The organism is Rhodococcus sp. WAY2, assembly GCF_009859915.1.
GTDB lineage: Bacteria > Actinomycetota > Actinomycetes > Mycobacteriales > Mycobacteriaceae > Rhodococcus_F > Rhodococcus_F oxybenzonivorans.
Map to the genome: position 1 here is coordinate 974,868 of NZ_CP046573.1, position 16,250 is coordinate 991,117.

The following is a 16,250-nucleotide window of genomic DNA, read 5'->3' on the forward strand; positions in this document are numbered from 1 at the left end:
CGACGGTCTCTGTCTCGGTGAGGCTAAGGCTCAGTCGTCGTCCAGAGAATCGACGATCTTCATGGTCTCGACGCTCACTGTAGCGACCCGTTGGATCAGTTCGACGATGTAGCGCGGGTTGTCGTGTTCGTCGCACCACTCGTTCGGATCGTTGACGATGCTCGACGGCTTGTCGAACTTGACCTGGTATCGGTCGATAATCCACGCCAACGCCGACCGTGACCCGAGCATGTAGCGTTCCGCGTCCTCCGGGATGCCGGCGATCGTCACCTTCGAGTTATAGACGATGGTGGTGCGGTCCTCGACGTTCTTTCCGGTTTTCGTGTCTTTTGTCTTGCCCCACTTCATCTTCGACAGCCGCCACGATCGAACGAGGATGGCATCGGTGATGTTGTCGACACGGCGGAAGCCGTACTCGTCGATCTCCACATCGTCTGCGGCCGCGAGATCGAGCTCCCCTTCGACGGGCTCTGTCTTGACGTAGGTCCAACGAGGGAAGAACTGGCCCATACCTGATCCCCAGAAAGACAGGTCGGGGATCGAGCCGGTCATCAGGCACGAGAAAGGTTTGTCTGACCCGGTTCCGACCACATAGAAGCCGGTGTTCTTGTGGTGAGTGGTGGGGAACATCGATGGTAGCTCACCGCGGCGGTCGTTCAGTTCCGCCGACATGTAGGCGTATTGGGTCGTGAACGGCCGGTACGTCGATGCTCTGACGCCGGTGTAGTCGAGTTGGATTCGTGATCCACGCGCCAGCTGTTGCTTGATTCGAGAATTCCAGCTGAGCTTTCCGGATTCTGCAAACTCGGGTGAGCTGCGAAGGAAATCGTCGACGGACTTCTCCGAAGGCATGGTGATACCGGTGTCTCGACAGAACGTTTGAAATTGCGACAGTGCATCCTCGTACTGTGCAATCAGTCTGCTTACGTTATTGGTGAGTATCTCACTCGAGTATTGATAGCACCAGGCATCTCGACCGGTCTTGAGGTCCGACGAGTACCGTTCGAATACCTTGATCGCTTGACTGGCGTTCTTGTCTCCGATGGTCGGCCAAGTCTCGAACTCGTCGTTGCGTTGGTTGGTCCAGTCGCCATGACCGTCAGGCGTGATGGTCTGCCAGTCGATGGTGTCGAGGGCTGCATCGTTGACGATGCGGAGTTTGTCCTCTCGGCCGAGATAGTCGCCGATGTCGCGGTAGAAGATCTCGCAGCCGCTGGTATGCGTGGGGTGCTTGATGCCGATGAAAATGGCCACCGTATTGCGGCTGCCAGAACCGAAGACCTTGCCTCCTTCTCGACGGGAGGTCTCGCCGGCGGTGCGCTGGTTGCCGCGGAGGTTGTAAACGTAGATGCGGGAGTACTCATCGGCCAAGGAAAGCCGAATACCACTGGCGGTCTTGCCGTCGATCCAGCCACCGTTGGACACGAACGCGACGATCCCGGTGTCGCCGATACGGTCGGTGGCCCACCGGAACGCGCGCAGGTAGGAATCGTAGAGGCTGTTCTTCAGCTGCGCTGTCGAGCGTTTGACGTAGGTTTCGGCGATCCGCTTGTCCAGAGTCGGATAGGAGATGTTTGCGTTGAGGTCGTTGGCATTGGTCTGCCCGACCGAGTACGGCGGATTCCCAACCACGACGTTGATCCGGGTTGCGAGTTGTCGGACGATGCGGTCATTGTTTTGGGGAAACATGATCGCATCGAGACTGTCGCCGTTTTCGGTGATCTGAAAGGTGTCGGCGAGGACAATGCCCTCGAATGGACTGTAGGCCTGAACACATTCGTTGCCCAGAAGAGGGTGATAGGTGGACTCGATGTTCACCGCCGCGATGTAGTAGGCAAGAAGCATGATCTCATTGGCGTGCAATTCGTTTGCGTACTTACGGACCAGGTCAGCTGGCCTGATCAGCCCGGACTGCAGCAGGCGGGTGACAAAGGTGCCGGTGCCGGTGAACGGGTCGAGGACGTGCACGCCTTCGTCGGTCAGACCGCGGCCGAAGGTGTCGCGCGAGGCTTGGTCGGCGGCACGGAGGATGAAGTCGACGATCTCGACGGGGGTGTAGACGATCCCGAGGGCATCGGACTGCTTGCGGAAGCCGATGCGAAAGAACTTCTCATAGAGTTCCGCGATCACTCTCTGTTTGCCGTCGGCGGTGGTGACCTCGGCGGCCCGCACCCGCACCGAGTCGTAGAAGCTGTCGAGTCTTGCGGTTTCGGCCTCGAGACCGGAATCGCCGAGTGTGTCAACCATCGTCTGCATTACCCGGGAGACGGGATTGTGGGAGGCGAAGTCGTGGTCGGCGAACAGGGCATCGAACACTGGTTTGGTGATCAGGTGCTGGGACAGCATGCTGATTGCATCAGCTTCGGTGATGGAGTCGTTGAGGTTGTCCCGCAGGCCTTGGAGGAACTGCTCGAACGCCGTAGTCACCTGGGGGTCAGCGCCGGCGAGGAGGGCGCGGATACGGGTGATCTGGGCGGAGGCGATGTCGGCGACATCCGAGGCCCAGTCCTCCCAATAGGCGCGGGTGCCGACCTTGTCGACGATCTTCGCGACGATCGCTTCCTGCCACTCCGAGAGCGAGAACAGCGCCATCTGCTGGGCCATCTGCCCACCAGCAGGACCGGGGTCTGTTGCGGTGTCGGTGGCGGTGCCATTTGTAGCGGTGGTGCCGGTATCGTTGCTGTCGACGGATTCGTCGCTGCCGCGGGTGGGCCCGATGTGGCCGCCCATCAGCCGGTCGTTGCCCTTGCCGGTCTTGGTGTTGGACTTGGCATTCAAGGCGATGGAGTTGACCATCGCGTTGAACCGGTCGTCGTGCGCGCGCAAGGCGTTGAGGACCTGCCACACGACCTTGAAGCGGCGGTTGTCCGACAGCGCCTGCGACGGGGACACCCCGCCCGGGACGGCTACCGGGAGGATGATGTAGCCGTAGTCCTTGTTGTCGGCCTTGCGCATCACCCGCCCGACCGACTGGACGACGTCGACGACCGAGTTGCGGGGGTTGAGGAACATCACCGCATCGAGGGCGGGCACGTCCACGCCCTCGGACAGACAGCGGGCGTTGGTGAGGATCCGGCATTCTCCCTCGGGCACCGGGGCTTTGAGCCACGCCAGTTCGGCGTTGCGTTGGAGGGCATTGAAGGTGCCGTCGACATGCCGGACCGCGCAACTTAGGTCGAGGTTGGTGTTGTCGACGTTCTGGCCGTCGTTCTCGGTGTCCTCAAGCAGGTCCCGGTAGGCGTCGACGACGGCGGGGAACACCTCGGCGACCTGTTTGGAGGCGGCGATGTCCTTGGCGAACGCGACCGCGCGGCGCATCGGGGGATCGCCGGGGGCGAAGCCGGTGCCGTCGGGGGTGCGGCCGGCGCGTTTGGCGAGCCCGTTCCAGCAGCCGACGATCTTGGAGGCGTCATCGAGGCGGAGCTCGCTGAAATCGCCGGCGAGCTGGGTCTGCATCGGCGAGGCGATCAGCTCCTCGTCGACGGTCAGCACGATCACCTTGTAGTCGGTGAGCAGCCCGCGGGCGACCGCGTCACCGAACGAGAGGCGGTGGAACTCGGGACCATAGATGGTCTCGTCGTCCATCGAGGTCAGTTCGGCGGAGTGCTCCTCAGCCTGATCCTTGACCTTGTCGTCGAACAGCCGCGGGGTCGCGGTCATGTAGAGCCGGCGGTCGGACTGCAGGTAGTCGGCGTCGTGGACGCGGACGAAGTTCGACTCGTCCTCCCCGAACAGGGTGACCCCGGTGGTGCGGTGCGCCTCGTCACAGATCACCAGGTCGAACCGGTCCACCCCGTCCTTCTGCGCAGCGGCAACCACCGGCAGGGACTGATAGGTGGTGAACACGACCGTCAATCCCTTGGCGCGTTTACGATGCCCCATCTCAGCGGTGAGCTTGAGCGGGTCGGTGGTGACCGGGATCGCGACATCATGGATGCCCATGTCCTCGGCCGAGCGGGAGACCTTGGTGTCCGAGCACACCGCGAACGCCCGCAGATCCAGCTGGGTCTGCGCGGTCCACTCCCGCAGCGTCTGCGACAACAGGGAGATCGACGGGACCGCGAACAGGATCCGGGCACTGCCGCCGTTCTCCTCGGCGGTGCGTTCGGCGATCTTCAGCGCTGTGAAGGTCTTCCCGGTACCGCACGCCATGATGAGCTTGCCGCGGTCGTTGCCGGCCTCGAACCCGGCGAACACCGCGTCGATGGCGTCCTGCTGGTGCAGGCGCGGATCGTGCCGCTTCGCCTCCGCCAGGTCAACATTTAGCTCGCCCTGGGACCAGGCGATGTTCCAGTCGATCGGGGATTCGGCGATCTCGGCCAGCCCGATCCGCTGCACCGGCGTGGTCTGGTCCTCGAGTGCGTCCTCGGCGTTGCGGCCCCACCGGTCGGTGGTGGAGATGATCACCCGGTTGGTGAACGGCTTCTTCCCCGAGGCGGTGAAGAAGGAGTCGATGTCGGCCTTGGCGAGGGTGTGGGTGGGTTCGTAGAACTTGCACTGGATGGCCGTGTACTCGCCGGTGTCGCGTTCGCGGGCCACCAGGTCGATGCCAGTGTCGGGCTTGCCGGCGCGGCCCGGCCAGTCGATCCACCGCCACACTGCGTCGTACTGCTGCGAGACATCGGGTCGAGCTCGAAGTAGCGGACCATCAGCTGCTCGAACTTGGTGCCCCGCTCCGAGTTGGACGGCGCAGCGCGGAACGCTTCGATCACCTCGTGAACCGACGCCATCGATATCTCCTTCGCCCACACCACCACACACCGGGTATCGGTGTTCAGCCGACTATCTTGCCTGGCCGGTCCACACGATCCGTCGGCGGCACGTCGCACACTGAACTAGATCCAGACGGCTTCTGTCGCCCATGCTGGTGGGCAACCCATCTCGGATTCGGACCGATTCAGTGCGGCGAGCCCGGTCTGGATTTGCTGAGTGATCGTCGTTGTCCAGTTCGAGCGGGGATCGACGTGGTCGAGCAGATAGGCGAGCACTGCCAGCGAGGCGTACACACGTTTCGTGGTCGCCGGTGCCGCCGCATGCTGCAGATCAGGGATGGTGGTCAGGTGCCGGCCGGAGACCTGGACGTCGATGTTCCGGTTCCACAGTCGTGAATGGTGTGCACAGGTATTGCGGATGTAGTTGAGGTTCTTCATCCAGCTCACCAGGGCTGCACCGTGGCCGGCGCCGGAGTTGTCTCTCAGGTCGAAGCTCGCGGCGATGTCGTCGCGATCCTTTTGCATGAGTCCTTCGTAGAGGCGCGACAGGCCGCCGAAGTCGAGGATCTCGGTGACCACCCACACCGGGAGCGGACCGCCGTACTTGCGCTTGAAGTGCGTGACGAACTCTTCCTTCGATCGCCCCTGGTCCTGCCCGACTTTGCGCAGCCATTTCGCGTGCGGACCGTCGAGCCATTCGGCATGGGCCGGCGGGCGCGACGGGTCCGCAACACCGACGAACTCGGGGCCCAGGACGGTGGGGTCGGTGTGCGCGAATGCACCGTGCCGGCCGAGGGTGTGACCGACCCGCACCCGCATGACGACTTCTATCCGTTCGATCGCGTCGAGAACCAGCAGCTTCAGTACGCGATCGAACTCGTAGAGATCGAGAACCTGCTGGAACGACGTCCCGGGCTTGAATCGGTCCTCGATGACCGGGGGGCCGCTTGCTGGCCTGGTACGAACGCGGTACGGATACCAGTACCCGCTGAGCCGGTAGTACCCGACGGTGTCCAACCACCGCTCCGCGGCCGCGGGGTCCGCGATCGTCATCCCTCGCGATTCCAGCAGCTGCCGCTGCTGGGGAATGGTCTTGAACGGTTTACCGTAGGTGGGTTGACTCACGAGATAACAGAAAACCAGCCTCCCCCTCAGATGAGCGGAAGGCTGGCCGTGTTGGTTGCAACTGTACCGGAACCCGCCGACAAACTGTGTACTCGGCGTTCATCGACATGGTCAGGCCTGAGTTGCTGCCGAAGCCGCGGGCAACTCCAGCGAGTGCCGTCGCAGTATTAGGCGTTGAGGAATTTCTCGACCGTGCGATCGAGAAGGTTCTGCACCCAGCGCCGAACCGTCGATATCGGCGCCGCGTGATCACGGGCCCACGGTATGTCGGTGCGGCTCAGATCGGCACGGCGATCGCCGGTGGCGGTGTGGCTTTCGGTGGTGCAGTAAGGCTGCGTGTCGTGCGGTAGGTGCTCCAGGTGGTGGGTGGCGAGGGCGAACCTCAGGGCGTTCGGGACTCCTTGTCCGCCGGGTCGGGCCACGAGAGTCACGAAGTGTTCGAGTTGGCTGCCGCTCACTGCGGCGCACAGTGCGGCCACGTTGGGGCGCCCTGCGACCGGTGACCTCTGTGCACGCCGGATATATCCGGGGTCGTCGAGGTTGCCGCCCATTTCCAATGCCACTTCGGACATGTCGATCTGCCCGGTACACGCCAGGCAGGGTCGGCCGGGAGTGGCGGTCTGGCTTCGTCGTGTCGCCGCTCGCATGGCGCCGTCGTCGAAGGTGTCGATCGCGATTCCGCCGTCGATGACGGGGATGAGGTCGGCGTAGGCCAACGTGTTGAGTACGGCACGGGGCCAGGGCCTGTCGACGCACGAGAAAATGAGGTCATAGTCGAGCGCTGCCGCACGGCCTTCAGGCGTGCAGATGTTGGCGTGGTGGGTGTGGACCACGAAACGGCGGGCGGTGGCGGCTCGGCGGGCGAGGCGTGCGGCGACGTCGACCTTGCGACGGTGCAGGCGCACGTCGCGGCGGGTCGCACCGATCATGCGGTCTCGGTTTACCTCATGGATGCGGTCGTGGTCCATGACGCCGATCTCGGCGAGGCCGGTGGCGGCCAGCCGCTGCGCCACGTCGAGTCCGACGCTGCCGACGCCGACGACGAGGATGCGCATCCGGGTGATGTCCCGGTGCCGCGACTCACCCCAGGCCGAGATCGTTCGGCTCTGCGCTTCCTCGACCTTCGGCGGTGGCCGCAATGCGTTGTTCCACGAGATGGTCAGGTTGGTGCCGACGCGGCGTACGGCTTCTGCCCACACCGGTGTTGTGTCCGACCAGATGCGGGCCGACCAGGTCGTGTCGCCGGCCAGGGTCATGCCGACCAGGGGTAAACCGGTGACCTGCTGGGCCAGGACGGCGTAGGACTGTTCGGCGTCGAAATCGGGGCCACTGAGGCGTTGCCACCCCTCACCGCGGGGGTGGCTGTGCAGCATGACCAGGCCGCGGCCATCGCGCGCGGCTTCCGCTGCGACGCGAAGGACGTACGAGCCGGTGATGGTGGCGTTGCCGTGTACGGACCTCTCACCATCACGGGGAAGTTCGACCGAGTGCAGCACCCTCGAGACGCGGCGTGCACCGGTCGAGACCTCGTAGGTAGCCAGGCAGATGTCCTCCTGCCCGTCGGTGCGCAGCAGATGCCGAGCCAGCGCGTCGTGCATCTCCTGCGTCATCGCTACCGAATGCCCGTCCATCTCAGACCGCCTGTCCGAGCATGCCGCGCACGTGTGCAATCCAGACCAGGATCGGCTTGCGATCCATCCGCCATGGGCCGGTGTCGCGGGAGTGTCGTTGCCAGCCAGGTGGGCAGTCCTGGACATCGGTGTTGGTGTGGGGAAAGGCGATCTCGTCGGGAAGATGTATCCAGTGTGGTGGCACGGTGGGCCACCCTTGCAGTTCGCCCACGCTGACGCCGGTTTCGAGCCGAATTCCGGCGTGCCGGCCCGATGCGGGGATGACGTAGTACCGCACGACATCCCCGCACCGGGTCGGCTCGTGCCCTTCACCGGCGAGGTCGGCGATGAAACGCGCGGCGCCGTCGGCGGGCGGAACGACGTCGCTCATTAGGCGACCTGGGCGCTCTGACGAACGGTCACGAAGGCATCGCCCTCCTCGAGGTCGATGACCTTCTCGTCGCGGTAGACCTTGGGCTCGCCATTGCGCTTGATCTTGGCCAGGTCGTACTGCGCGGGATCGAGGCCGGCGAGCCGTAGCAGCGCGGCCGATTCCTGATCGTCGTCACGAGTCGTGAACGGCTGGCCGTCGATCGTGATGGTGAGCTTCTTCCGCGATTCGTGCTTGTCGGCCATGCCGACCTCCTCAACTTCGTCCCGGGCGCGCCGGCCAAGGGTGGGTTTGTTCCCGATAGCAGCATATCCGATAGTCGACACTTGTCCATCACCCTTAAGCTTATTAGCAGTAGTTACTTCCATCACCCCTAGGGTGAAGCGTATGATCGGAGTCAGTCGTGCGGAGCGTCCTGCCGGGTACGCCCGGACCGCGCGGTAGGGTTCCGGTCACAGGCGTATGGGTGATGGAGTGAATCCGAGTGCAGATCGAGTACGGCGACGAGGACTTGCGTCGTCTCGCTGAGGACCGCGACATCACGTCGCTTCGGTGGGAACGCGCCGTGATCGCGGCCTATCGCAAGAAGTTGCAGATCGTAGATGGCGCCATGGACATGCGGGATCTCCGCGCGATGCGATCCGTCGGTCTCGAGCGGATCGACACCGGCAGTGCGGAGAACTGCTATTCGATCCGCCTCAATGAGGGGTACCGATTGGCATTCGCGCTCCGGCTCGAGGACGCAGACCTCGTTGTCGTCGTCCTTGAACTCGTCGATGTATCAGTGAAAGGAGGTGTGCGGTGAGTACCGAGCTGGCAGTGGCCGTCCCCGTTGGCGAGATCCTGGCCGACGAACTGAATGACCGGGGATGGACCCAGGCCGAGTTCGCAGAGATACTCGACCGTCCCGCACAGTTCGTGTCGGAGATCGTCTCCGGCAAAAAGGAGATCACCAGGGAATCGGCGACCCAAATCGCCGCCGCCCTTAAGACCTCTCCCGAGATGTGGCTGAAAATTCAGGACAAGTACTACCTGTGGCGACACGCACAAGATGAGCGCTCGCAAGGACAATTGAATGATGTCCGACTGCGCGCGCGATTGAAGGATCTTGCCCCCATCAGTGTGCTTCGGCAGCGGGGAATAATTCAGGGCGAGACGCCTTCAGAACAAGCGCGTGAACTCGAACATCTCTATAACCTCGACAACATCTTTAGTGACCCGGCGATTCTGGTCGCCGCTCGTCGTTCCAAAGCAGACGAACACGTTTCCGGCACTCAGCTTGCCTGGATTGCTTGCGTGCGGCAGCGAGCTGAGGAACTTGAAGTTGGCACCTACGATCGTGCGGCTCTGGAAGAATTGGCAGCTAATCTGACTCGATTGATCAAGGAGCCAGCCGATTTCATTAGGCTCCCTGGCCTTTTTGCCGAGGTCGGCGTTCGTCTGGTGTTCGTAGAGGCGTTTCCTGGGAGCAAGATGGATGGCTGTGCGTTCCTGCTTGGAGATGGCTCGCCCGTAATTGGCATTTCAGGCAGGGGAAAGCGGTTCGACAAGGTTCTCTTCACCGTGCTGCATGAGGTCGCCCACATAATCCTGGGCCATCTCGACGACGAGAAATACATCATCGACGACCAGGGGGAAAGCCCCACGCTCGGCGCGGAAGGTCCCGCCAACGACCAAGCTGCCGATTGGGTATTGCCGGCCCCACTTCCCGCGGTACCCGCACGAATCAACCAGCCATGGTTAATGTCGGTAGCCAGCAGCCTAGGTATTCACCCAATCGTCCTAATCGGCCGCCTTCAGAATGATGGACGAATCCCATGGAAGAGCACGTTGGTCAAGAATGCCCCTTCAGTGCTCGCCGAACTCAAGAAATGGTGACGACCGCAATTCAACGTAACTAGGACGATTCTCGGCAGATCAAACACGCACGAATAGAGTCCAAGCGATGGAGGTGAAGGGGCCGATAGACCTCGCTGCTGGTGCGCGGTACTTCAGTGGACTCGGTTTGAGCTGGTTATCCGTATTCGATTGTCACTGGGGTCTTTTAGCCAGAACGACTTACCATCCTCCGCCCAACGGAACTCCACATCTTGCGCGCTCTCGATTCGTGCTGCCGCACGCTTTAAGTCGCCTACAGAGAGTGTGATGATGACCCCGCGATGACTGCGAATACCCCGGTCCGGAGTCTCGGCCGAGAGGATGAGGCCTTCTCCGACATGGAGCTTCTCGCCGGCCATTCGGCACGGAACGCCGAGGACGTCTCGGTAGAACTGAAGTGCAGCGTTGAGGTCATCGACCTTGATCTCGACCGCCACAAGTTCCGGTTCGATCAGCGCAGCCGCGCGGCCATCGCTGTGTTCCGCGGTCGTGCTCGACGACGTGTCGTGGTGAGGGGTCAGCCGCGCCGGATTCGCTTGACGTACAGCTTCATTTGGTGTTTTCGACAGCCGGTCGAAGAATAGGGTTTGGCCGTCACCCGTCCGTCCCACAATTCGGACTGCGAAGTTCTTGGTCTTAGTTTCCAATTCCTGGATCTCAAGCACTTCGAACGATCGGCCGTCCGGGATGTAGTCCGCAGATGCGTTCTCGAAGAGAGCAGTCATCCATTCCTTGACATGTCGTATATCTGAAGGCACTGCCTTGAAGGCCAGTTGTTCGCTGTCGCTCAAACCTATATCGGCAACCGCACGTGCATTGCGGCGGAGATGCTCGTGATCTTGGACACTGGTCGCCATTTCGTTGAGCCATCGGGTTCCGTGTATCGCCCCTAGAAGCGAACCGGTCATGGAGCACAGAGTGTCGGTGTCGGCGTTCTCCAGAAAAGCGGTCCGTAAGAGTCCGCTGACCGGCTGGGTTGCTGTACGTGCTCCCACATACAGGGCTCCGACTGCGGTCACGGTGCCGGATCCACTCTCCTTCCCGAAGCAGCCGATCTCGCGGAGAGTCTGTTGGTCGTCTGCGAGCGCTCCGCGTGCTAGACCGACGCGTGCAATACGAAGTTTTTCCTGGACTTCCTCGACGGTGCGTTTCCAGGAAGCAGCCAACTCCATTGGGCCGCGTCCTTGAGTGACTTCGCCATAGGCCTCGACCCATTCTGACGGAACCGTATCGAAGAACACAGCCGGATCACGCCATGCCGCCTCGCCAAGGACAGACTCCAGCAGTTCCCCGTACTCAAGGGTTCCCTCGTGGAGCAGTGCATGGCGAAGGCCGAGAGCGTGTACGCATCCGCCGAGAATCGCGCGTGGGTGGCCGTGTGTGGTAAGACCGTCCAGGACCACACGGTGGAGAAGCTCTTCGATGCCTCCCGAGGCAGTGACGGCGACATGCGGTGCGATCCGCATTGCTACACCGTTGGCGCCCGCCAGGAAGTACTTTTCCGCTCTAGCCATGTCCCTCTTCGAGGTGAACACCCATGGCTCGCCGCCGTCAGCCCAGGCACGTGAGGCGCGAAGAACGGCACCCCCGCCACCACGTTGGTATCCACCCCACAGGGGCAACTCGATTCGCGTGAACCACTCGAACCAGTCAGAACCACGCAGGCAGGAATGAGCAACCGCAAGCAGAAGCTGGGTGTCGTCGCTGTATTCGCCGGCCCCGACGGGGTCGAGGTAGCGACCGAACTGCGTGCCCCCGTGACGGGTCCAGGACCGAAACTCGGGCCGCGGCTCGACGATCCGCGCAGCCTTACCTCCGACGATCTGACTGCGATCTTCCTGCGGCCACCCGAGCGCATCGCCGACGGCTGCACCGAGGAAGATGCCGGCGACCTTGTCATGCCGCGTCGTGGTCATGCCAAATCCTCAGCGGTGGGCGTCCATACAAACTCGGGCACCCGCTGTCCGCGCCAGATATGGCTTCTGAGCTGTGCGCGGTCGAAGAACATGGGTGCATATCTCCATTCCATCCGGCCTGGCTGAAGTCCGTACATCTGCAGAGTTCCGAACAGCTCCCTCGCCCGCTCGGCGCTCTTCGTCACTATCGCGGAAACCTCGGACAGATCGATTGACCCGGGAATCAGAACCTCTGCTTGTAAGTCGGTTGGGACTGCCGCTAGGTGCGTGGAACGCCGGGGGAATCGTCCATCAACCGTCTTGCTGCCCCAACAATCGAGCATCGCCTGTCCACCCTCGCCTAGATATGCACCGCCCGCCGTCGCGGCGTTGCACGAGGAAAACAGTGTTCCGGTCCGCCTCACCAGATCGCGGTTGAGAATCAGGCACACCCAGTCGGGGTAATTGATGAACTCGGCCTTGCCCTTCGCCTGGTGGTGGTAGTACGCGTTCGGGTACTCGAAGGAGCTGCACACATGGCTGGGTCGTCCGTCGTACCGCTGAAGGTCTGTCGGTGAGTAGCGATCAGCGGCGTTGGCTGCAAGGTCTTCCGAATTCCGGATGGCTCCATCCCTGAAGATGGGATCGAGGTTGACTGCCGAGGTGAAGTGAACGAGCCGGGAGACGGGCACGCGCGTGAGGGCTTCATCGATCGGAATCATGGCCATACCATCTCGTCCCACAGATCCGTGTTGTCCGGCAGGAGGCGCGTAAGTGTACCGCTGTAGGTCATCAAAAGCGTTGACCGAGCTCGTGTGATACTGACGTACAGCAGACGGGCTTCTCGCGCGCACGCTTCGTCTTCAACGTACGCGGCGAGTACTTCGGGGTGGGGTACGTGCGACTCATCGAGGAAAGGCATACAGACAGAGGCAAACTCGAGTCCTTTTGCCGAGTGGTAGGCACCCACATAGAGACCGGGCTCGTCATCCCACTTAGCAAGGTCGGCGTCCAGCCTCCTATATGGGAGAGGTCCTGCAACCCGTCGCGCTGACTCCCACGTTCGCGCCAAAATAGCGACCTTCTCGACCTTGCTCCTGTCACTGGCAAACCGTCGTACGAGATCGATCTGGCCGTCACCGTCGACGCACCGCGCCAGCGTTGGCTTCACACCCCCGACTATGGGTTGGACGGGTTCGACAAGATCAATGTCACCGGACTTCATGTAGGTGGATTGCGCCAACGCGATTGCAACACGTGCTATCTCGGCCGTGTTGCGGAGGTTGTCTACGAACTTTTCAGTCGGTCGACCATTGAGGTTGATGCCGGCACTGCGCCACGACAGTCCCTGCCCATAGATCGCTTGATGATAGTCACCAAAGAAGGTGAGCGATCCTCCCGGTGCAACGGCGAGGGTCAGTGAGCGGATGGCTTCCGGGGAGAGATCCTGGCCTTCGTCGATGATGATGTGCAGGTACTTGCGGTCACCGCTATCCCGCTCGAAGACTCCCCGGGTTACGGCGGCGAGATCGTACCAGTCATACCAGAAGCCGGCCTCGTCCCGGAATTTGCGGTAGGCGTCGCGTATTTCCCAGATGACCTTCCGCGGAAGCCCCTTTTGTAGTGGTGTGTGACGCCCAACTCGGTCGGCCAGCTGGTAGGCGTCCTCGGTGGTGAACCCCATTCCGCTGATCCAGTGCAATTCGTCGATGAACCAGTCGAGGTCTCGATCCAGGACCGAGCCCCTATAGCGGCGCCTCGCGCTCTGCACTGCTTTGGCCACCGCATCACTTACCTGCTCCGGTTTCGCAATCCGTCCCCACTCCATGTGACCCTTCGAGTTCAGGTATCCCCGGGCGAACTTGGCATAGGTCTCGATGGTGATTTTTGACTGTGCGGCCGGCTCGAGGTACTTGAGGTAGGTGACGAGAGCGTTGTTGAAGGTGACGACCAGAACGGGGCCATTATTGGCGGTCGATGGCCGGGCAAGGTGCAGCGCACGCATCATGGCCATCGTTGATTTGCCGGTTCCGGCAGTACCGAGTACGACGTGATGCTGGTCTGACGAGAGGTGAATAACCTTAGGTTGCTTGCCTTTGGGCTGTGGAAGTGGACTCACTTAGTCTCCACTCGCCTGCGAGCGCGTCACTGGCACCCTCACGTTCCGCCTCCTTGTAGCCGGGAGCGACGTGCCGACCCGCGTGGCGCGGAGACTGGCACACCAAACCTCACTGAACTGCGAGACTAGCGGTCGGGACCGCGGTCGTGTTTCTGCGCCTCGCTGTCGCGCACTGGAGTGCGGGGCTCCGGTACAGCGCCGATCCTGCGAGTTCGACCCCCGGCACCCGGTTCGAGTCCTGGGTCCACCTGGTCCGAGCCTCCGACGCCGACCACGTCTCGCCGCCGATGTGCTGGACGAGGTCGCCCGGTTTGTGGCCCGCGTCGCGTACGACCGGCCCGGTGGTGCTGGTGGACGAGGAACTCGCTCGGACCGCCCCGGCGCGGGCCTACGGTGATTGGTGGGGTGCGCTCGGCCTGCCGGACCTGGCGGAGAAGGCCCGCACGCTTCTGCCGGAAACAGCCGGCGGCCGCGCCGCGGCCGATACCGCCCCTGATTCCGGGCCCGGCGCGTAGCGACGACCCTCGCGACCGACTCGGACGCTGCGGCGGTCGCGGCGCTGACGAAGCATTACGGCCGCCCGTATCTGGGCGACGACGCTTAGGTCGGTGCGCACTTCGATTCGTGGTCGAGTGCCGGGGATCGGGTGGGGGAGGCGGACCGGTTCACCGCGGATGATCTGGTCGCGGCGGGTGTTCCTGTCGGTGCAGGTCCCGGCGAAGGCGGCGCGGGCGATCCTGCACACCGAGGCGGCGGCGTTGAATTCTCTTCTGGCGGCGATCGGCCCGGATCGGGCCCTGGTCGACGAACCGGAACCGCTGACCCCGGGATGGCCCGCCTGGGACCTGGAAACCGCTCTCTGGGCGCTGCCGGGGATCGGTCGGGCGAAGGCGACGAAGCTGATCGCCCGCAAACGTCCCCGGCCGTATCCGAGCTGGGATTCGGTGGTCAGTGAGGTCCTGGGCACCGAGCGAGCACATCTGAACCCGGTCCGGGGCCCTTCGCGCCGACGACGGCGCGTTGCATCACCGGTTGCTGTCGATCCGGGAGGAGGCCGGCCTCCCCGAGGAGATCTCCGCGCGCCGGGTCTTCGACGTGATCGCGTGGATGGACGGCAAGAATCGCGGCTTCGAAGAGCGCTCTGACCTGGGAAGATGACACGTCCCGGAGTACGGTTCGGACGGTGCCGCCGAAAAGGGGGCGTTCGGCCGCCGGTGGGTGTGTGGTCGGCTTACCGTGATCGCACGGTGTTCGCGACCGTCGTGGACACGTGGCGGAGGAGGGGCGATGACTGCGAAGTTCGAGCTTTTCAAGGACGCGGCCGGCAAGTTCCGGTTCCACTTGAAGGCAGCCAACGGGGAGATCATCGCGGCGAGCCAGGGGTACACCTCGAAGGCGGCGGCTCAGACCGGGATCGCGTCGATCAAGGACAATGCCGGATCCGCTCCCACTGAGGATTTGACCTGACCTCTGATGATTCCCGTGGCGCCGATGAGCTGAGATCGCCGCCCGCGGGATCGGGAAAAGGGCTGCGGATTTCGCTGGGCGTCATCGCGGATCTGTTGCTGGGTTTCTTCTGCTATCTGTCGGTTTTGCTGTGGCAGCACTACGGCAATGTTCCGCAGCCGCGGGTGTATCCGCACGGCTCGTTCACCTCGTTCGGGCCTGATCCGCCGCCTGCCTCGTATTGGGTGAGCTGGGCTGCACCAGCGGTGGTGGTGGTGGCGTGCGGTGTGATGACGGTTCCGTGGCGGCCCGCCCGGCAGTTTGCTCTGCCGTCGGTGTTCGCGTTCGTGCCGATGGCGGCAATGGTGGCGTGGTTCATGATCGGAATGGAACTGTTCTTCACCCCCGACTGAACCGGCGGCGAAGCTCTGAAGTCGCTTGATCTGACGGTCCGCACCTGACTTCCGGGGTGCGGGCCGTGTGCTGTGCGTGGGCGTAATGGTGCTGTGACCTGGTGTGATGACATGTCCCCGGTTTGTGATGTGGGGGTGCCGGCGACCTGTCGGGGGCGTGCCGGCGCCGGGGTGTCGGCGGGCGGGGTGTCTGTTTCGTCCGGTTTTGGGTCGTTTTTGAAAGATGTTGGTTTACAACATCTTTGGATAATCGATTGGTGAATAAGATTTTACGTGTGTTATGCACAAACGTCAGATTGTAAGGTTCAGAATTTGTTGTTGTTGAACATATTTGGGTGTTTTGAGATTTTGACTGTGTTGGGTTGCCGGGGAATTGGGTGGTATGCTGCGGGTATGACATTGAGTGGCGCGGGAAGGCGAGTGGGCGGCGTGTCGGGCGTATCTGCCCGCTTCCCCAGCTTCGTTGGGGTGTGGGGGACCGGATTGAACTGGGCGATTAAAGGCTCAGGTGAGAGCCTAATTTTGGAAACTCAGAGGAGCGAAGCGACTCGATCGACGGCAACGGGAATGGGCCCACTGCGAGCCGCGCAGCGGCTCCCTGGCGGGGAGCGAAGCGACTCGCTCCGCCTCCCGGCGCGGAGCGCCGGGAGCAGCGCCGCGG

General features: G+C 62.6%; 13 protein-coding genes and 2 pseudogenes. 7 read left to right on the forward strand and 8 right to left on the reverse strand.

The annotated features are described in order from the left end of the window. Positions 1 to 30: 30 nt before the first annotated feature. The 5 genes and pseudogenes from GFS60_RS34485 to GFS60_RS34505 all read right to left on the reverse strand — a co-directional run bounded on the left by GFS60_RS34485 (position 31) and on the right by GFS60_RS34505 (position 8,083). Positions 31 to 4,730: pseudogene (locus GFS60_RS34485) on the reverse strand (DEAD/DEAH box helicase). A gap of 105 nt (positions 4,731 to 4,835) precedes the next feature. Continuing rightward, positions 4,836 to 5,837 carry an Abi family protein gene (locus tag GFS60_RS34490; RefSeq protein WP_159928995.1) on the reverse strand — a complete coding sequence of 334 codons (1,002 nt, stop codon included), beginning with the start codon at positions 5,835 to 5,837 and terminating at the stop codon, positions 4,836 to 4,838. Between the two features lie 167 nt (positions 5,838 to 6,004). Further along, entirely contained in the window at positions 6,005 to 7,468 is a 1,464-nt protein-coding gene (locus GFS60_RS34495; protein WP_159928997.1) for a ThiF family adenylyltransferase, read from the reverse strand. A 1-nt stretch (position 7,469) separates the two neighbouring features. Next, positions 7,470 to 7,838: a hypothetical protein gene (locus GFS60_RS34500; protein ID WP_159928999.1), complete on the reverse strand. Its 369-nt coding sequence runs from the start codon at positions 7,836 to 7,838 to the stop codon at positions 7,470 to 7,472. Continuing rightward, a complete protein-coding gene (locus GFS60_RS34505) occupies positions 7,838 to 8,083 on the reverse strand; it encodes a multiubiquitin domain-containing protein (RefSeq protein ID WP_159929001.1) in 246 nt (81 codons plus the stop codon). Before GFS60_RS34505 ends, GFS60_RS34500 begins: the two co-directional genes overlap by 1 nt. A gap of 239 nt (positions 8,084 to 8,322) precedes the next feature. Between GFS60_RS34505 and GFS60_RS34510 the strand changes: the two genes are divergently transcribed. Together GFS60_RS34510 and GFS60_RS34515 are read left to right on the forward strand one after the other, a co-directional pair. Continuing rightward, complete coding sequence (locus GFS60_RS34510) at positions 8,323 to 8,643, forward strand: type II toxin-antitoxin system RelE/ParE family toxin (protein WP_159929003.1); 321 nt, start codon at positions 8,323 to 8,325, stop codon at positions 8,641 to 8,643. Next, entirely contained in the window at positions 8,640 to 9,716 is a 1,077-nt protein-coding gene (locus GFS60_RS34515; RefSeq protein WP_159929005.1) for a HigA family addiction module antitoxin, read from the forward strand. The genes GFS60_RS34510 and GFS60_RS34515 overlap by 4 nt, the downstream gene beginning before the upstream one ends. Before the next feature lie 113 nt (positions 9,717 to 9,829). Here GFS60_RS34515 and GFS60_RS34520 read toward each other — a convergent pair whose 3' ends face one another. From GFS60_RS34520 to GFS60_RS34530, 3 genes are read right to left on the reverse strand one after another with little or no spacing between them, the layout of a single operon-like run. Further along, positions 9,830 to 11,632 (reverse strand): ADP-ribosylglycohydrolase family protein, encoded by a 1,803-nt coding sequence (locus tag GFS60_RS34520; RefSeq protein ID WP_159929007.1) that lies wholly within the window; start codon positions 11,630 to 11,632, stop codon positions 9,830 to 9,832. Next, positions 11,629 to 12,333, reverse strand: coding sequence for a DarT ssDNA thymidine ADP-ribosyltransferase family protein (locus tag GFS60_RS34525; protein WP_159929009.1), 705 nt, complete (start codon positions 12,331 to 12,333; stop codon positions 11,629 to 11,631). Before GFS60_RS34525 ends, GFS60_RS34520 begins: the two co-directional genes overlap by 4 nt. Then, entirely contained in the window at positions 12,330 to 13,730 is a 1,401-nt protein-coding gene (locus GFS60_RS34530) for a UvrD-helicase domain-containing protein (RefSeq protein ID WP_159929011.1), read from the reverse strand. Before GFS60_RS34530 ends, GFS60_RS34525 begins: the two co-directional genes overlap by 4 nt. 146 nt (positions 13,731 to 13,876) lie before the next feature. On the opposite strand from GFS60_RS34530, the gene GFS60_RS39570 reads away from it, so the two are divergent. The 5 genes and pseudogenes from GFS60_RS39570 to GFS60_RS34550 all read left to right on the forward strand — a co-directional run bounded on the left by GFS60_RS39570 (position 13,877) and on the right by GFS60_RS34550 (position 15,589). Beyond that, positions 13,877 to 14,245 carry a hypothetical protein gene (locus tag GFS60_RS39570; RefSeq protein ID WP_236603656.1) on the forward strand — a complete coding sequence of 123 codons (369 nt, stop codon included), beginning with the start codon at positions 13,877 to 13,879 and terminating at the stop codon, positions 14,243 to 14,245. 159 nt (positions 14,246 to 14,404) lie between these two features. Further along, positions 14,405 to 14,656: pseudogene (locus GFS60_RS40195) on the forward strand (DUF6308 family protein); the annotation flags it as partial. 106 nt (positions 14,657 to 14,762) lie between these two features. Next, positions 14,763 to 14,888 (forward strand): hypothetical protein, encoded by a 126-nt coding sequence (locus GFS60_RS40200; protein ID WP_328799849.1) that lies wholly within the window; start codon positions 14,763 to 14,765, stop codon positions 14,886 to 14,888. 129 nt (positions 14,889 to 15,017) lie between these two features. After that, entirely contained in the window at positions 15,018 to 15,197 is a 180-nt protein-coding gene (locus GFS60_RS34545) for a YegP family protein (protein WP_159929013.1), read from the forward strand. Between the two features lie 95 nt (positions 15,198 to 15,292). Next, the gene (locus tag GFS60_RS34550; RefSeq protein WP_159929015.1) at positions 15,293 to 15,589 is read left to right on the forward strand and encodes a hypothetical protein; all 297 of its coding nucleotides are present in this window, start codon (positions 15,293 to 15,295) and stop codon (positions 15,587 to 15,589) included. The last annotated feature ends 661 nt before the right edge of the window (positions 15,590 to 16,250 follow it).

What these genes read in the sequence shown, in the direction of transcription:
- GFS60_RS34545 (WP_159929013.1), top strand. Translation starts at nt 15,018, where the DNA reads ATGACTGCGAAGTTCGAGCTTTTCAAGGACGCGGCCGGCAAGTTCCGG.
- GFS60_RS34525 (WP_159929009.1), bottom strand. Translation starts at nt 12,333, where the DNA reads ATGATTCCGATCGATGAAGCCCTCACGCGCGTGCCCGTCTCCCGGCTC.
- GFS60_RS34505 (WP_159929001.1), bottom strand. Translation starts at nt 8,083, where the DNA reads ATGGCCGACAAGCACGAATCGCGGAAGAAGCTCACCATCACGATCGAC.
- GFS60_RS34495 (WP_159928997.1), bottom strand. Translation starts at nt 7,468, where the DNA reads ATGGACGGGCATTCGGTAGCGATGACGCAGGAGATGCACGACGCGCTG.
- GFS60_RS34520 (WP_159929007.1), bottom strand. Translation starts at nt 11,632, where the DNA reads ATGACCACGACGCGGCATGACAAGGTCGCCGGCATCTTCCTCGGTGCA.
- GFS60_RS34500 (WP_159928999.1), bottom strand. Translation starts at nt 7,838, where the DNA reads ATGAGCGACGTCGTTCCGCCCGCCGACGGCGCCGCGCGTTTCATCGCC.